The sequence below is a fragment of the Agromyces sp. NPDC060279 genome (assembly GCF_042726785.1).
In the GTDB taxonomy this organism is placed as follows: Bacteria; Actinomycetota; Actinomycetes; order Actinomycetales; family Microbacteriaceae; genus Agromyces.
On record NZ_JBHXBK010000008.1, the window covers coordinates 102,512 to 118,472 of the forward strand.

Annotated in this window: 18 protein-coding genes; 6 read left to right on the plus strand and 12 right to left on the minus strand. The window is 67.2% G+C overall.

What is annotated here, in order from left to right; all coding sequences use genetic code 11:
- Window positions 1–7: 7 nt before the first annotated feature.
- Complete coding sequence (locus ACFWE1_RS16775) at window positions 8–457, minus strand: MarR family winged helix-turn-helix transcriptional regulator (protein WP_376934556.1); 450 nt, start codon at window positions 455–457, stop codon at window positions 8–10.
- Between ACFWE1_RS16775 and ACFWE1_RS16780 the strand changes: the two genes are divergently transcribed.
- The 3 genes from ACFWE1_RS16780 to ACFWE1_RS16790 all read left to right on the plus strand — a co-directional run bounded on the left by ACFWE1_RS16780 (window position 456) and on the right by ACFWE1_RS16790 (window position 3,251).
- Complete coding sequence (locus ACFWE1_RS16780; protein ID WP_376934557.1) at window positions 456–1,772, plus strand: MFS transporter; 1,317 nt, start codon at window positions 456–458, stop codon at window positions 1,770–1,772. The two genes, ACFWE1_RS16775 and ACFWE1_RS16780, sit on opposite strands and share 2 nt — an antisense overlap.
- 130 nt (window positions 1,773–1,902) lie before the next feature.
- Complete coding sequence (locus ACFWE1_RS16785) at window positions 1,903–2,730, plus strand: hypothetical protein (protein ID WP_376934559.1); 828 nt, start codon at window positions 1,903–1,905, stop codon at window positions 2,728–2,730.
- Between the two features lie 137 nt (window positions 2,731–2,867).
- Window positions 2,868–3,251, plus strand: a complete 384-nt coding sequence (locus ACFWE1_RS16790; RefSeq protein WP_376934584.1) for a GNAT family N-acetyltransferase — start codon at window positions 2,868–2,870, stop codon at window positions 3,249–3,251.
- On the opposite strand, the gene ACFWE1_RS16795 is transcribed toward ACFWE1_RS16790, so the two are convergent.
- The 9 genes from ACFWE1_RS16795 to ACFWE1_RS16835 all read right to left on the minus strand — a co-directional run bounded on the left by ACFWE1_RS16795 (window position 3,208) and on the right by ACFWE1_RS16835 (window position 11,407).
- Window positions 3,208–3,873, minus strand: a complete 666-nt coding sequence (locus ACFWE1_RS16795) for an ArsR/SmtB family transcription factor (RefSeq protein WP_376934561.1) — start codon at window positions 3,871–3,873, stop codon at window positions 3,208–3,210. The genes ACFWE1_RS16790 and ACFWE1_RS16795 overlap by 44 nt on opposite strands.
- Window positions 3,870–4,226, minus strand: a complete 357-nt coding sequence (locus ACFWE1_RS16800) for a hypothetical protein (protein WP_376934563.1) — start codon at window positions 4,224–4,226, stop codon at window positions 3,870–3,872. Before ACFWE1_RS16800 ends, ACFWE1_RS16795 begins: the two co-directional genes overlap by 4 nt.
- Window positions 4,223–4,450 (minus strand): hypothetical protein, encoded by a 228-nt coding sequence (locus ACFWE1_RS16805; RefSeq protein ID WP_376934565.1) that lies wholly within the window; start codon window positions 4,448–4,450, stop codon window positions 4,223–4,225. Before ACFWE1_RS16805 ends, ACFWE1_RS16800 begins: the two co-directional genes overlap by 4 nt.
- 394 nt (window positions 4,451–4,844) lie before the next feature.
- Window positions 4,845–5,852 (minus strand): LacI family DNA-binding transcriptional regulator, encoded by a 1,008-nt coding sequence (locus ACFWE1_RS16810; protein WP_376934567.1) that lies wholly within the window; start codon window positions 5,850–5,852, stop codon window positions 4,845–4,847.
- Between the two features lie 35 nt (window positions 5,853–5,887).
- Entirely contained in the window at window positions 5,888–6,829 is a 942-nt protein-coding gene (locus ACFWE1_RS16815; RefSeq protein WP_376934569.1) for a sugar ABC transporter permease, read from the minus strand.
- Window positions 6,829–8,442, minus strand: coding sequence for an ABC transporter permease subunit (locus ACFWE1_RS16820; RefSeq protein WP_376934571.1), 1,614 nt, complete (start codon window positions 8,440–8,442; stop codon window positions 6,829–6,831). Before ACFWE1_RS16820 ends, ACFWE1_RS16815 begins: the two co-directional genes overlap by 1 nt.
- 70 nt (window positions 8,443–8,512) lie before the next feature.
- Window positions 8,513–9,763 carry a maltose ABC transporter substrate-binding protein gene (locus ACFWE1_RS16825; RefSeq protein WP_285465136.1) on the minus strand — a complete coding sequence of 417 codons (1,251 nt, stop codon included), beginning with the start codon at window positions 9,761–9,763 and terminating at the stop codon, window positions 8,513–8,515.
- A gap of 122 nt (window positions 9,764–9,885) precedes the next feature.
- Entirely contained in the window at window positions 9,886–10,701 is an 816-nt protein-coding gene (locus tag ACFWE1_RS16830; protein WP_376934572.1) for an aminoglycoside N(3)-acetyltransferase, read from the minus strand.
- Between the two features lie 52 nt (window positions 10,702–10,753).
- The gene (locus ACFWE1_RS16835) at window positions 10,754–11,407 is read right to left on the minus strand and encodes a LuxR C-terminal-related transcriptional regulator (protein WP_376934573.1); all 654 of its coding nucleotides are present in this window, start codon (window positions 11,405–11,407) and stop codon (window positions 10,754–10,756) included.
- A 274-nt stretch (window positions 11,408–11,681) separates the two neighbouring features.
- On the opposite strand from ACFWE1_RS16835, the gene ACFWE1_RS16840 reads away from it, so the two are divergent.
- Window positions 11,682–12,350, plus strand: coding sequence for a DUF2306 domain-containing protein (locus ACFWE1_RS16840; RefSeq protein WP_376934574.1), 669 nt, complete (start codon window positions 11,682–11,684; stop codon window positions 12,348–12,350).
- Window positions 12,350–12,787, plus strand: coding sequence for a VOC family protein (locus ACFWE1_RS16845; RefSeq protein ID WP_376934575.1), 438 nt, complete (start codon window positions 12,350–12,352; stop codon window positions 12,785–12,787). The genes ACFWE1_RS16840 and ACFWE1_RS16845 overlap by 1 nt, the downstream gene beginning before the upstream one ends.
- Here ACFWE1_RS16845 and ACFWE1_RS16850 read toward each other — a convergent pair.
- Both ACFWE1_RS16850 and ACFWE1_RS16855 read right to left on the minus strand, forming a co-directional pair.
- Window positions 12,759–13,550 carry a hypothetical protein gene (locus tag ACFWE1_RS16850; protein ID WP_376934576.1) on the minus strand — a complete coding sequence of 264 codons (792 nt, stop codon included), beginning with the start codon at window positions 13,548–13,550 and terminating at the stop codon, window positions 12,759–12,761. The two genes, ACFWE1_RS16845 and ACFWE1_RS16850, sit on opposite strands and share 29 nt — an antisense overlap.
- Entirely contained in the window at window positions 13,543–15,426 is a 1,884-nt protein-coding gene (locus tag ACFWE1_RS16855) for a glycoside hydrolase family 13 protein (RefSeq protein WP_376934577.1), read from the minus strand. Before ACFWE1_RS16855 ends, ACFWE1_RS16850 begins: the two co-directional genes overlap by 8 nt.
- A 142-nt stretch (window positions 15,427–15,568) precedes the next feature.
- Between ACFWE1_RS16855 and ACFWE1_RS16860 the strand changes: the two genes are divergently transcribed.
- Window positions 15,569–15,961, plus strand: a 393-nt coding sequence (locus ACFWE1_RS16860) for an alpha-amylase family glycosyl hydrolase (protein ID WP_376934579.1), incomplete at its 3' end; no start/stop codon positions are given.

Sequence of the window (15,961 nt, forward strand, 5' to 3'; positions counted from 1 at the left end):
TCCCCCGTCAGACCGTGGCGGGCTCGGCGTGCAGCGCCTCGACCACGGGGGCGAGCTCGGGCCGTTCGCCGGCCTCGGCGAGCACCCGCTCGAGCGCGGCGTCGTGCACCGGTCGCGCCGTCTCGTAGAGCGCCCGGCCGGCCGCGGTGAGCTCGCTGTAGATGCCGCGGCGGTCGTCGGCGCAGAGCACCCGGGTCAGGAGTCCGCGGTCTTCGAGGCGGGTGACGAGCCGGGTCGTGGCGCTCGGGCTGAGCGCCGCGGCGCGGGCGAGCTGCTGCATACGCATGTGCCAGCCATCCTGACGGTCGAGGGCGTCGAGCACGGTGTACTCCACGACCGAGAGCCCGGCCGCCTCCCCGAGCGCGCGTTCGAGTTCGAGCTCGATCATCGCGTGCAGGGCGACGAGCGTGCGCCAGCCCGTGGCCCGGATCTCGACGGCGTCGTCGGCGATGCCCATGTGCAGCCTCCTCCTCGATCGTTGCTTGCGCAATCTATTTGCGTGTGCAACTATTAACCCCGCTGCCGCAATATACAGCGTGCGCAACTACTTTACTGTATCAGGAGAATCATCCATGCCACTCGGCCTGCTCGCGCTCGCCATCGGTGCCTTCGGCATCGGCCTCACCGAGTTCGTCATCATGGGCCTGCTGCCCGAGGTGGCCGCCGACTTCGGCGTCACCGAAGCGGCGGCCGGTTGGCTCATCTCGGGCTACGCCCTCGGCGTCGTCGTCGGCGCCCTCGCCCTCACCGCCGCGACCGTGCGGCTCCCCCGCAAGGCCGTGCTGCTCGGCCTCGTCGTGCTCTTCATTGCCGGCAACGCGCTCACCGCCCTCGCCCCCGACTACGCGGTCGCGATGATCGGTCGGGTCGTCGCGGCACTCTGCCACGGCGCGTTCTTCGGCATCGGCTCGGTCGTCGCCGCGAGCCTCGTCGCCCCCGAGCGCAAGGCCGCCGCCATCGCGATCATGTTCACCGGCCTCACCGCCTCGAACGTGCTCGGTGTGCCCTTCGGCACCTTCCTCGGCCAGCAGTACGGCTGGCGCGCGACCTTCTGGGTGATCGCCGCGATCGGCGTCGTGGCGCTCGTCGGGCTCGCCCTGCTCGTGCCGCCGCTCGGGCACCTCGAACAGCCGAGGCTGCGCAGCGAGCTCGCCGCGTTCCGCTCCGGGCAGGTCTGGCTCTCGCTCCTCGTCACGATGCTCGCGTTCGGCGGCATGTTCGGCGCCTTCACCTACATCGCGTACACCCTCACCGAGGTCAGCGGCTTCGCCTCCGGCGCGGTGCCCTGGCTCCTGGTGCTGTTCGGCGGCGGTCTCTTCGTGGGCAACTGGGTCGGCGGGAAGGCCGCCGACCGCTCCATCGACGGCACCCTGCTGGTCTTCGTCTCGGCGCTCGTCGTCGTGCTCGTCGGCTTCGCCCTCGTCGCGGCGAACGGACCGGCCACCGTCGTCGCGCTGTTCCTGATGGGCGGGCTCGGCTTCGGCACCGTGCCTGGCCTGCAGTCCCGCATCATGGGCTACGCCTCGAGCGCCCCGACCCTCGCCTCCGGCGCGAACATCGCCGCGTTCAACGCCGGGAACGCGCTCGGCGCCTGGGCGGGCGGCCTCGGCATCGCGGCGGGGCTCGGCTACACCTCGCCGATCTGGATCGGTGCGGCGCTCAGCGCGGCCGCGCTCCTCGTGCTCGTCGCCGCCGCGCTCGCGGCGCGCCGCCGGGCATCCGCCCCGCTGCCCGGCGAGGCTGCGGCCCTGGCGGAGGTGCCCGCCCGCTGAGCCGCGCCGCACTGCCGCTGCCCGCGCGGCTCGACGCCGCGATCGCCGAATTGCGGACGACGGGCCCCGGATCGGGCTCGAACGCGCAAGGATGGAGGGGACGAGCAACGAGAGGCGCGACGCAGAAGCCATGACCCAGCACGCGAGCACTTCCCCCGTCCGATGGTGGCTGGCGGCCGCCGGCGCCAGCGCGCTGCTGGCCGTCGTCGCCGGCCTGATGACCGCGGGCGTGGGCATGCCGCGCCTCCCGGCGAACATCCGAGTCGACGCCCCGGAGGCCCTCCGCGTCACCGACGCCTCCGGGGCCTCCGCGGAGCTCCGCCTGATCAACGACGTCCAGCCCCGCGTCGACCCGCAGATGTTCGAGATCGACGGGATCGACGGGACGCCCGACGTGCCCGCGGAGGTGCCCGTCGACTCCGACGCCGGCATCCTCATGGCGGGCGAGGCGCCGCCCGAGTCGCGGCAGGTGCGCGGCCAGGGCCTCGACGAGACCGGCGAGCTCCGCGACTTCTTCGATCCCATCGGCTCGTACGTGCTGATCGACGACGGCGAGGGCACGGTGCTCCCCGAGGAACCCGGCGCGTTCGGCGACCGCAGTGCGGCCATGGGCACCTCCGGCATCGTGCTCGAGGTCGACGACCCCGCCGTCTCGCGGCTGTTCCCCGGCTACCACTGGACCGTCCGCGACGAATCCGGTGCCGAGGCGGAGGCCCCGGCCTGGGACGTGCAGTTCGACCTCGCCGCCGCGCACGAGCAGGGGCGTACGAACCTGCCCCTGCCGCTCGGCTGGTACGCCTCGCCCGTCGCGAAGGGACTCGACGCCGCCGCCCCGTGGCTGCTCGGCGGATTCACCCTGGTGACCGTCGTCACCCTGGCGATGGCCGGGTGGACACGCGCGCGGAACCGTCGCGCCGCCGAGGCGGCCTGGGTGGACCCCGAGGATGGGAGCAGGTGACCGTGATCGCAGAGCTTCCCGAGGGCCTGGTGGCCCGCCGCCCCGCGCCGGATGACCACCCGCGGGTGCTTGCGGTGCTCGACAGCTGGTAGGGGAACCTCAAGGGCGACGACGGAGCGCGGGAACGCGCACTGCTGCTGCCGAGGCTCTTCTTCCAGCACTTCTCCACGACGAGCTTTGTGGTGGAGGACGAGGACGGGCGGCTCGTCGCGTTCCTCGTGAGGTTCCTCTCGCAGACCGAACCCGACTCGGCGTACATTCACTTCGTCGGCGTCGACCCGCTCAGGCAGGGCCAGGGCCTGGGCCGGGCGCTCTACCGCGCATTCTTCGAGGTCGCTGCCGAGCACGGACGGCGCGTCGTGCGCAGCGTGACCAGCCCCGAGAACACGGCGTCACAGGCCTTCCACGAGCGCCTCGGGTTCTCGGCGAGCGAGGTCATCCCCCACTACGACGGGCCGGGGCTCGCCCGGGTGGCGTTCAGCGTTGAAGCCGGTCCAGGTGCTGTGCACCGACGGGGGTGACCCGCAGCGCGCGGTCCTCGGGTCGGCGTCGCACCCAGCCCGCGTCCAGCATCGCCTGGAGCAGCGCCGCGCCCAGGCGGCCCGCCACATGCGGCCGGCGGGCCGTCCAGTCGGGGCACCCTCGCACGAGCGGACGGGATGACTCCGGCACCACGAGGGACAGGCCGAGTGCCGAGCCGATCTCGTCGACGGTGACGCGTGCCGACCCGAGGTCTTCGTCGCGCAGCCGCCGCTCGACGAGATGGTCGGCGACGGCGATGCCGAGGTCTCCAGCGAGATGGTCGTAGCAGGAACGCGCGCGACGCATCGCCGTGCGCCGATCGCTGGCCGCCCATGACGAGACCGGCGGTTCGCCGGTCAGACGCAGCACGGACTCCACGGCGTCGGCCACCGCCGGTTCGGCGATGCGGACGAGTCGCGTGCGCCCCTGCTGCTCGACCTCGAGCAGCCCGGCTCCGAGCAGTCTGTTCACGTGCGCGGTCGCCGTCGACGGGGCGATGCCGATCCGGACGGCGAGCGCGCCGACCGGCAGGGGCACGCCGCCGAGCAGCTCCTGCAGGATCTGCAGCCGGCGGGGCTCGGCGAGTGCCTGCGCCAGCTGCTCGAGCGACGGCCTGGTCATCCGAGGACCGTCCGCGCGCGCTCGACGTCGTCGACGACGAACACCTTGCGGTTGTCGTGATCGCTGTACTGCGCCTCGACTCGGATGCCTGCGGAGTGCAGCGCCGACATCATGCGGCCCATCTCCCCCGGCACGTCCGCTCGCAGGGACACCACGAGCGCGGGCGCCGCGGTCGCCCGGATGCCGGCGGCATCCAGGGCGGCGACCGCCACGGCGCCGTCGGCGACGAGGTAGCGGGCTTGACCGGCCCACACTCCCCCGCCCTCGAGGCCCACGCCGGCCGCACCGAGGACCGCGCCGATCCGGCTGACGTCGCTTGCGACGGCGCCCACGGCGATGGCGAGGTCGTTCACGACCGCACCTCAACGATCGGCGCGAGGCTCGTCTCCGCCGTGAGCGAGTTGGCGATGTAGCATCCGGCGTGCGCCTCATGGAGGAGCTCGACCACGCGCTCCGCCGCCGCGCCCCGCACCGCGATCCGCGGAGCCAGCACGTCGTGCGCTCGCCGATACGCGCGGTATCCCGCGCGCGTGCTGCCCTCCCACGCGAGCGTCGTGCGGTACTGGTGAAGGGGCATACGGCCAGCGTAGGAGCGCAACACTTCGATGGCGGGCGAAATGTGCAGCCCGATGCGGCAGCGGTGCACGCAGCCCGGTGCCGACCCCAGCGCCTCGCCGGGCTCGAGGTCATCGGATTCCCCCAGCACGGCGTCGACGGCGAAGCATCGAGGAGACAACCTGCAGCCCCGTTGGGCGGCTGGTACCACGCGTCCAAGTTCGCGGCGCTGACGCCGAGGCCCAAGACGCGATACCGAGTCTGGCCCGGCGCAAACGTCGCCGTCGCACTGGCCACGCTTCTGCCCGACCGCGCCTTCGAAGCGCTGACTCGCCGGCAGTTCGGCTACGCCTCCGCGGCACCGTCGCAGGCGGGGTGAATCGTTCCGTCGACGAGGAGGACCATCTTCAGTTGGTCTAGCGCCGCACGGGCCCCGTGGATTCGCGCACAACGAGCTCGGGTTGGAAGAGATACTCCGTTCGAGAAGCTCGGATGCCGTTCATCTCCCCGACGAACGCGTCAGCGATGGCCACGCCCATCGCGGTGACCGGCTGTCGGACCGTCGTAAGTGGCGGCCAAGCGTGTCGTGCGATCACCGAGTCATCGAAACCAACGACGGACAAGTCGTGAGGTATCTCGAGGCCTTGCCTGCGGGCCTCCGCCAGCACTCCGACCGCGATGAGGTCGTTCGCGCAGACCACGGCGGTGCAGCCGGCGGCAATCAAGGCTCGCCCAGCGCTGATTCCGCCATCGTCGGTGTAGAGCGACGGCTCGATGACGGCGCGCGCTTCATCACCGGCATGCTTCTTCATCGCACTCTGAAATCCTTCGGACTTCCGCTGCGCGGCCACGAAGGACTCCTGCCCGACCGCAAGCCCGATTCGCCGGTGCCCCATGGCAGTGAGGTGGCGCACGGCGAGCTCCATCGCGCTGTGCTCATCGATGGAGAAGAACGGAGCGTCAATACCTGCGCGGTACCCGTTCACGAACGCCAACGGCAGGCCGAGCTCCAGCAGCTGGGTGTAGCGGTCCATCGGGAACTGCGAATCCGAGTGCCGGCCCGAGAAGAAGACGATCCCCGCCGCACCCGCCTCGACGAACATGTCGATGTACTCGTCCTCGTCGAGCCCGCCTTCGCTCTGGGAGCCGATCAGCGGAGTAAAGCCTCGACGTGCGAAGTTGGGCCCGAGGGCTTGAGCGAATGCTGGAAAGACCGGGTTGATCAGCTCAGGGAGGAGCAACCCAACCGGGCGGCCGGTGCGTCGTCGCAGACGTGCCGGCCGTTCGTAGCCCAGCAAGTCCAGAGCGGTGAGGACCGCCTGGCGCTTGTGTTGGGCGACTCCCGGCTTGTCATTGAGAACGCGGCTGACCGTGGCTTCGCTGACCCCCGCGTGCGCTGCAATATCCGCGAGAGTCGCACCCATGCGGGTAAGGCTAGCATCGGCGAACTCCACCCCGGCTACTTCACGGATCCAGCGGTCAGACCACTCACGATGTACTTCTGGAGCACGAAGAAGAGGACGACCACGGGCAGTGCCGCGAGCACTGCACCGGCTGCGAAGACGGGCCAGTTCGCAGAGGTTTCCTGGGCGATGAACTGGTAGAGACCGACGGCGAGGGTCTTCTTCTCCGGCGCGGTCAGGAGCACGCTCGCGATGACGAACTCGTTGATCGTCGCGATGAACGAGAGCAGGCCGACCACGGCCAGAACGGGAGCCGAGAGCCGGAGGATGATCGTGAAGAAGATCCGGCTGTGCCCGGCACCGTCGAGCTTCGCCGCTTCGTCGATTGACACCGGGACGGTGTTGAAGAAGCCGTACATGAGATAGGTGTTCACGCCGAGCGCGCCGCCCAGGTAGACCATGATCAGCCCGATGTGAGTATTCAGCCCGAGCGCCGGGAAGATGTCGCCGATGCCCTTCATCAGAAGGAAGATCGCGACCACCGCGAGCAGTTGCGGGAACATCTGCACGAGGAGGATCGTGATCAGCCCGAGCCGACGTCCGGAGAACCGCATGCGTGAGAAGGCGTACGCGGCGAGCCCGCCGAGGAGGACTGTGCCGGCTGCCGTCACCAGCCCGATGAGCAGGGTGTTCATGAACCACGCTGCGAACGGTTGAGCCGGGTTGCTGAAGAGATTGATGTAGTTCTCCAGGCTGAACTTCGTGAAGAGACCGGACGAGCCGGCCAGGCTTCCGTTCGGGTTCAGAGATGCGGAGACGATGTACAGGATCGGGAACACCGCGATGACGGAGGTCAGGATGACCACGATGTACTTCGCGGCGAGCGCCCGGGCGGTCCTGCGGCGCTGGGAGGGCCCCTTCGGAACACGCCCGCTCTTCTCCCCGCGGGGGTTCACTTCAGGCGTATGCGACGTGGCCGGGTACGTGTCGATGGACATCAGTTGAGCTCCTCGAGCGTTTTGGTGCGGCGGAAGCTGATCACCGAGATGACCGCGACCAGAACGAAGATGATGATCGAGAACGCGCTCGCGAGGCCGAAGTCGCGTCCCCCGGTCTCACCGAACGCGACCTTGTAGACCAGCGTGATGAGAATGTCGGTCGCGCCGACGTTCATGTCGGTGGTGATGTCCTGCGGGCCGCCTCTGGTCAGCATGTAGATCAGATTGAAGTTGTTGAAGTTGAACGCGAAGGACGCGATCAGCAGCGGCGCCATCGAGACCATGAGCAAGGGGAGCTTGATCCTCCGGAACACCGCCCATGGTCCCGCCCCGTCGACTTTGGCGGCTTCGACGAGCTCTTCCGGGATGGACTGGAGCGCCCCGGTAGCGACCAGGAACATGTATGGATAGCCGAGCCAGAGGCTCACCATGAGGATGCTGAACTTCGCCAGGATCGGATCGGTCAGCCATGGGATCTGCGCTCCACCGAAGAGTACTTGGTTGATGAAGCCGAACTGCGGGTTGAGCATCCCGCTCCAGATGAGTGCGGAGAGGAACACGGGGAATGCATACGGCAGGATGACGAGGACACGGAACGTCCTGCGGAATCGCAGCCGCCAATCGTTCAGGATGAGCGCGAGGAACACCCCGACGGCGAAGGTCGCTGCGACGGTGAATCCGGCGAAGACGAAGGTCCAGAGAACCACTGCGATCAATGGTCCTCGAATGGACTCTTCGGTGAACGCTCGAACGAAGTTCTCGAAGCCCACATCGATCTTCCAGCCGGGCATGAGCTGAGTTCCGTCGGCCGCGACGAAGGCGCCGTCCCCGGTGTCCTCGTAGATCTTGCCGGTGGCGGTGTCGATGAACGCGTCGGCGGTCTCGTCGTACTGCATCGTCGCCGAGTAGACGAACGCTTGGGATCCGTCAGGAGTCCGCAGCGCCCCGTCGTTCGGGTCGTCGGTGAGTGGCACGCTCATCGCAGCCAATTGCTCTTGTTCAGCGAGGACGCCGGCGAAGTCCAGCGTGGTGTAGCCCTCGACGGCGACGGCACGGCCGTCTTCGAAATCAGCATCCGCTGGTTGAAGCGGCCGGTCCTCTCCACCGATGAGCGCCTCACCGTCGGGGTCGGTCACCAGGAAGGAGAGCTGCCCGAACTGTTCGACGACGACCATCGGATAGGCGGGGGAATCGGGGACCCGAGTGAGCGACTTGTTGATGAGCGCCTCGACGGCGGCTTCTTTCGAGCCGATGTGCCCGTCACCGTAGTTCGTGAAGGCGACGTACCCGCTGTAGATGATGGCGTACATCTGGAAGACCAGCAGGAACACAGTTCCCGGGATCAGGTACTTGGCGGGGAGGCTCCCCCTTCGGATGTAGATCCAGTTGATCAGGGCTGCGGCCGCCAGCGCGACAGCCGCGAGCACCCAGTCCTCGTTCAACGCGAGGATGAACGCCGCGTAGATGACCACCGCGTCGAGCACGCCGAGGCTGAGGATCTTTACCAGCACCACCCAGGTGGACGGCGCACCGGCGACGGCGCGAGTGGTGGGACGTTGACGTTTCCGGCTTCTGTCGGTGCCGGAAGACGCTTGCAGTTCGGTGGTGGTCACACGTGCTCCTGAATGCAGTTGGACGGCTGGAAGGGCCGAGGCGGTTGGGGCTCCGCCTCGGCCCGGTCTGTTATCCGCCGACGACTTCGCGGAGCCGTTCGGTCATCGCCTGCCATGCTTCCGTCGGGTCTCCGGCCGTTCCATTCAGCAGCGCAGACTGAGTGGCGCCGAGGTTGTCCCAGACCGCCCCCATCTCGGGGATCGAGGGCATCGGCACGCCCGTCCGGCCGACCTCGCCGAACGCGCCCACATCGGGGTTCTCGGCGGAGGCGATCTCGAACGCGGAGTTCAGCGCCGGCGGACGGCCGCCGGCTTCGTAGAGCGCGAGCTGCGCCTCTTCGCTGCCAAGGTAGTTCACGACGAACTCGTTGGCCGCGATGGCATTCTTGCTTTGCGAGCTGACGAAGAAGCCCTGCACGCCCACGAAGGGAGTCGGCGCGTCCGGGCCCGCCTGCGGGATGGCCTCGATGGCGTAGTCGATGCCGCCTTCCTGGAACGCGGGGAGGTTCCACGGACCGGAGAGCATGAATGGCGACTTGCCAGCGGCGAACTCGTCACGTGCGATGTCACCGGTGATGCTGGTGTTGATGATTCCGGCCGCGCCCCACTCGACGAGCTTGGCCGCGAACGCGTTCCCGCCCTCGCTACCCACCAACAGCTCGGAGGTGTCGTACCCGTTGTCCGCGTCGAAGGCGAAGAGCGGGGCACCGTAGGAGGTCTGGAGGGGGTACAGGTGGTACGGGTCCGAGTCCACCGGGTCTGAGGGCACGAGCACCGGATACTGGGCGGCGCCGCTCGCGACGACGGCTTGCCCGGCAGCGATCAGCTCGTCCCAGGTGGCCGGGGTGGACGAGGCGAGCGCCGTGTTCCGCAGAAGCGCGATGTTCTCCAGGGAGACTGGCAGCCCGTAGGTGACCTCGTCGTAGGTCATGGCACCGATGGCGACGTCGGAGAAGTCCCCAGCAGTGTCCCCAAGCTCGAGCGGAGCCACGACGCCGTTCTGGACGAGCTGGCCAAGCCAGTCGTTGCCGCCCACCATGACGTCCGGACCTTCCCCTGCCGGCACCTGCTGGATGAAGTCGTTGCGCATCACATCGCCGTACTCCTTCTGCACGAGCTCGACCTTGATGCCCTTGTCGTCCTCGAACTTCGCAGCGATGTCCTGCATCTCTTCGACACGGTTCGCGTCGACCCAGACGGTGAGCGTGGCCGACGTCGATGACTGCCCGCCTCCCCCGCCCGCCGAGCATCCCGTCAAGGCCAGAGCCAGAATCGCGCTGCCCGCGAAGATCGCGGTCGCGGCTGATCGATTCACCTTCATTGGTGCTGCCTTTCTGCGTGATTGTCAGGGCCCGCACTCGCGAGCACCTCCACGGAGAAGGGGAGCAGCGTCGTTGCGGGTGAAAGCAGATTGGCAGACTCTTGCGAAACTTGCAAGCTGTTTCATATCTCGCGGTTGGAATTCATCCAGCTCGCCCCGAAGTCCACGAGTTCCCTGAGGCTCATCGCCTCGCAGCCTGCCCGCCCCACCGTCGCGGATCGTGTTGCGCCACTCGACCGGAAGGCACCACCGATCACCTCGAAGTCGTCCGACTCGGCCAACGTTTCTTCCCAGGTGACCCAGCACCGTTCACCGCCCACGAGCATGGGCGCGCCGTTGGGAACCCTGGGGAGCCGTGCCCGCGATCGCCACTCCGAGAGATGGAGCGCCGTCGCCTTGTCGAATCCGACGCCGAGGAGCAGGACGACAGCGTCGAGATCGTAGAGTCGCGCAAGAGGCGACGCGTCGTCGAACGGCGAATCGAGATTCTGCTCGGCGGTGACGACCGCCGCCTCCGGTCCGAGCGCCGCGAACGAACGGTGAGGATGCCCGCTTCGCCGAGCGCCAGGCAGGGTTCGGAACAGCTCAGCAACTGCGCCCATCGACCGTGTCGGAGTTCGCGCCACGTCGAAGACCGGGAGATTCTCTCGAACGCGGTCGCACTCCTCAAACGTCATCGCATCCGGCGTCAAGTACTCGGGATCGCAAAGCTGCCAGCTCTGCGATGGCATTACGAGCGTGCCGGATGGGCCAATCGCTGCTTGAAGAGCATCGATGACCGCTTGCTCGCCACCGATGACGTCTCCGAAGGCGGACAACGACGCGTGAACGAGCAGCACCGAGCCGTCACCGATACCGAGCGAGCGAAGCGTCGCCTCGATATCCCGCTCGCTGACGGATCGGCCCGCCTTCTGCATAGTGGCTGAATCGAGTTTCATGATCTGCATGATCTCTCGCGGACGACGACTCACGCAACGCCACCGCTCGCCCTCATTTGCCTGAGAGAAGACCGTATCTCGCGGCGTACAAGACCGCTCCAACTCGGTCACGAACACCCAGCTTTCGCAAGACAGCCCCGACGTGCGACTTCACGGTGGACTCGGACAGCCAAAGCCGTGCTCCGATCTCAGCATTCGTGAGGCCCTCCAAGACACATTTCAGGACCTCGCGCTCACGTCGGGTCAGCAGCTTGCATTCCGCGGCGGTCTCGGGCGCCTGAGCCAGGCGACGATACCGCCGTACGAGTTCACTGATCACCCAGTGGGGAAGGGCCACTCCCCCGCCCGACGCATCCCGGACCGCGGAGAGTAGGTCGCCTGCGCTCGCATCCTTCTTCAGATAGCCGGCCGCGCCGGCTTCGAGCGCGTCGAACGCCGCGTCGTCGCAGTCGAAACTCGCCACCGCGATCACGCTCGGCGAGGGCTCGCTCGCGACGATGCCTCGGATCGCGGCGATGCCCTCGAGGTATGCCCCGTCCAGATCGACGAGGACGACGTCGGGGCAATGGCGTCGCGAGAGTTCGATTGCCTGGGATCGGTTCTGCGCGAGCGCTACGACTTCGACGCCCGACTGGCTTTCGAGCATGAGCGCGAAGCCGAGCCGCATCAGTTCCTCACCGTCGGCGATGAGTACCCGGATGCTCATCCCGCCACCGCACGGTGTGGGCATGCCGCACAGGCCCAGTCCGCATCCATATGCCTACCTCCTGCAGTCGGCGCTTCGCTCGCCTCGAGCTTGCAGGCAGCGCCGCTGCCGCAGGCGAACTCCTACCGAAGTACCGGTTCCCAGCCCACCCCTTGGCGAGTTCGATCAGATGAGCCACGATGTGCGAGTGAAGCTCATTGCAGAAAGTGATAGTAGCGTCAACAGCTCGCGTTCTTCGAAGCCATCCTTGGGGTCTGGAGCGGCGTGGATCTGGGTGGCGCTGTCATCGCTCGCCGTTGTGGGATACGCCGTCACTCCGTACGTCACCGCCTCCCTTGCAGATCTTGCCGCCGATCACGTGGGTCTCGCGGAGGACTACCTCAACCAGCCCCTCCCAGTGGTCGTCGCGTTCTACGCGCACGTGATCTCGGGCGGGATCGTCCTCCTGCTTTCGCCGGTGCAATTCGTCGGCGCGCTTCGGGCACGCACTCCTCGACTGCACCGGTGGATCGGCAGGCTCATCCTTCTCAGCGTCGCTGTGGCTGGGGTCTCCGCGCTCGTGATCGCACCGTTCAGCCCGGCGGGGCTGTCCGGTCTGTTTGGGTTCGGAATGATGGCAGCACTCTGGCTCGGAACGGCTTCGGCAGCATACCGAGCGATCCGCCGACGGGATGTCCCGAGCCACCAAGCCTGGATGATTCGGAACTTCGCGCTGACGTATTCCGCCGTCACGCTTCGCGTCTGGATGGGTCTCCTGATCTTCGCCCAAGTACCGTTCGGCGGGTTCGAGTTCGACGGCGCGTTCAGCAACGCCTACTCGGTCGTCCCGTTCCTCGGCTGGATTCCGAACCTGGTCGTCGCGGAGCTGATCATCCGTCGACGGGGGTTGCCGGCGCTTCGACTCGTCTCGGATACGACGCGCAACCGGGCGGTGCAGCCCTGATGCTCGGGAGCATTCAAGAGGTCGTCACGAACTGCGAGGATCCGCGCAAGCTCGCCGCGTTCTGGGGCAGCTTGCTCGACGCGACGTGGGCAGTCGACGGCTCGGAGTGGGCCATCGTGGCAGAGGCGCCGGTCTTCCTCGCATTTCGGCGTGCTGCGAGTGAGCGACGGTACCCGCGAAGCAACTTGCACCTCGATGTCGTCGTCGACGACCTCGAAGGCATGGTGCAACGTGCCGTCGAACTCGGCGGATCGGTTCTCCGGGAGCCTGTTTCAGAGGGGGACGGCGGCTTCGCCGTACTCGCGGACCCTGAGGGCAATCGCTTCTGTCTTGTCCTCGATTGTGGGAACCGCTGGAGTGATCGGCAGCGCAGCCTTCTCTCCCGTGCGGTCAGGCCGTCCGGATCCGTCAGCTCGGAGCGTCTCCGCTCTTCCTGAGCAGTGATTGGACGCGTTCAGCCGTCATGGTCGGGAATTCCTTCCACCCGTGTTCCAACACAACGCGCGCGAGCATCGCGACATCTCGTGCCGATTGCTCGATTGGCTGAGCGAGAGCGTGGTCGAGCTGGGTGGCAATGTGCGGGTACGCGGCGTCGAAGCGTCGGGAAGGATCCAACTGATCCGAGCGCGCTGCGCCGGCCGGGAGGATGCGTGCACGGATCGCCCGGAGCAGATGGTCGACCGCCCAGCCTCGCACGAAACGGCCGGCGGCGATGCGCTCGCCCCGACAGGCTCGACCGTACCCGATGAGGAGTTTGATGTAGGCAAGGGCGACTTCGTTGGCCGGGTCAATAGCAGGGAGCGCAGCGAAACGGTCCTGCCCCGCGTCGACGAAGTCCCGCATCCGCGTATCTCCGAACATCAGCTTCGCCTCATCCAGTGGTGCGGCTGCGAGCTCCTTGGTCGTTCCAACGGCGAACTCGAGGACATGCCCGTCGTCGTAGAGCACCGAGAAGCCGAGCTCACCTTCGCGGGCGACGCACAGCACCCGTTGCGGATCGGGGAGCCACTCGAGGTTCGCACGGGCCGATTCGGCGTGCTCCTCTTCCACGAGCGCGAGGAAGTCGTGGTCGGACCACCGGTCTCGACGGTGTCCTGCAGCGGCCGACCCGAGGAACACGAGTCCGTGTGCACCAGGTACCCCTGCGAAGCCGACCGCGAGGCGGTCGCTGAACGCGTCGAACTCAGCGAGGTCACGCATTGGCGTTGACCCGCTCGGGAGCGGACGCGCGCGCCGTGACCAGCGAGCGAACCGCCCAGACCCCGAAGGCCGGCCCGTCCGCCTCCCAGAGCAGCCGCGCGCCTTCCCGTCGGAATGCGATGCTCCCGAACGTCAGCGTAGGAGCATCCTCGAGCGCTTCAGCAACGTTGAGCGGCAGCGCGAGTTCGCTCGGCGATCTGAATGCCATCACGAGTTCGGCGCCCTCATCGCTTTCCCGCAGGAAGGCCAGGCATTCGCTGTCGGCAGAGAGCCAGCGCAGGCCGCCGGTCTGCAGGGCGACCGACTCTCGCCGAAGGCGGCCAAGCTCGCTGTATGCAGCGAGCAGTCGGGGGTGCGCTTCCCACGGCAGGGGCGCCCGCGATCCCTCCCCATTGCGTCCGCGGAGTCCGAACTCGTCACCTGCGAAGACGACCGGGGTACCCGGCAGCGTGTACGAGAGTCCAGCCGCGACCAGTTGGCGCTCGTCGTCAGCCTCTTCCGCAAACCGAGCAGTGTCGTGGGTGTCGATGGCGTTCATCGCGAGGAGCTTCACCGACCAGGGATATGGCGCAGTGAATCGTCGGTAGCTCTCGACGACGTCCGCGGCAGAGTACGCAGGAGCGGATTCGTAGGGGATGCCGAAGTCGCGCCGGTTTTTCGTCGGGCGTCGAAGCCAGTTCCAGACTGGACGAGTGAAGGACGGGTAGCTCATGGGCGCATGCCACCCTTCGCCATCGAAGTCGACTGTGGCGTCGTTGGTCGACTCTGCGAAGAGCACCCGACCAGGGGCGACTCGGTCCATCGTCGCCCGCACCGTCCGCTGAATCGTCCGATTGAAGTCATCTGTTCCGAGTCGGCCGCTCATGTTGGCCACATCGACTCTCCATCCGTCGAGGTTGAACGGCGGGAGGAGCCACTTCGCAACCACGCAATCGTCCCCCTCGATGAACCTCCGGCGCAGTTCCCGCGAGTCCCAATTGAGCTTCGGAAGGCTGGGCAGGTCGTACCAACCGACATAGTCGGTGTGGTCGGTGTCCTTCCAGTAGTAGAAGTCCGCTTCCACGGCGCTGGGTTTGCCGAACGCAGCTCGGAACCACTCGTGCCCGTCGCCCGTGTGGTTCGTCGTGAGATCGCCGATCACCCGCATCCCGCGCGCGTGCGCCGCTTCGACCAGGCGGACGAGCGCTTCGTCGCCGCCGAGCAGCGGGTCGACCCGGTCGAAACTGGAAGCGTCGTACCGATGGTTCGATTGCGCTGGAAAGAACGGCGTCAAGTAGAGGAGGGTCACCCCGAGGCGCTCCAGGTGATCCAGCCGCTCGGTGATGCCGTCGAGATCTCCGCCGAAGAACTGGCGCGAGGTCGAGGGCCCCTCCGCGACCGGCTCGTCCTGCCACTCCGCTGGCTCGGCCCAGACCGGAATGTCACGGGACGCGCCTGAACTCCTCGCGAAGCGGTCCGGGAAGATCTGGTACATCACTTGCTGGTGTGCCCATGATGGCGGCGGCGGAAACGACGTCGTTCGGAAGTCGCTGCTGTCTCGAGGCTCAAGCGACTCCAGACCGTCCGCGGACAACCAGCGCGTGCTCCCGTCCTCGAGGTTGATGAGGAATCTGTACTTGGTGATCGGGTTCGGGAGCGCGAAGTGCCCTTCCCACCATTCAGCCGCGGTGTCCCAGTCGGGAGAAGCAGCACCGGGCAGGAGCGGGAAGAAGCACGGTTCCGCGTCGCAGACCACACGAACGAACATTGAACGCGGAGCACCGAATCCATGAGGAACTCGCACGCGAACGAACTGTGTCGCGCCGACGCCCCGCCCGAGGGTCGACGTGTAGAGAGACGAACCATCGTGATGCGGTCGGTCGTAGTAGCGATTCATGAGGTGACGCTGGCTCCCCTGCATAGACGAGTGATGTTGCGGCGACCTTAGCAAACTCATTTCATCATCTGAAAGATTTTGCAATCAGTGTGTCCTGTGGGATCCTGCGTGATGTTCGTCCACCGCACCAAGGGAGCTGCCAATGGCCATCCGCCGCAAGAGTCACTTCGAGCTCGCTCGTGACGCTCGAGACGAGTGGTGGCGGACGGCCGTGATCTACCAGATCTACCCGCGCAGTTTCGCGGACGCGAACGGTGACGGCATGGGCGATCTCGCGGGCATCACCGCCCGGCTCGGCGCGCTCGCCGAGCTCGGCATCGACGCCATCTGGCTCTCGCCGTTCTACACCTCCCCGCAGCACGACGCCGGCTACGACGTCGCCGACTACCGCGACGTCGACCCGCTGTTCGGCACCCTCGCCGACTTCGACGCGATGCTCGCCGAGGCGCACGCCCGAGGCATCCGCGTCATCGTCGACCTCGTGCCGAACCACTCCTCGAACGAGCACGCCTGGTTCCAGGCCGCCCTGGCCGCC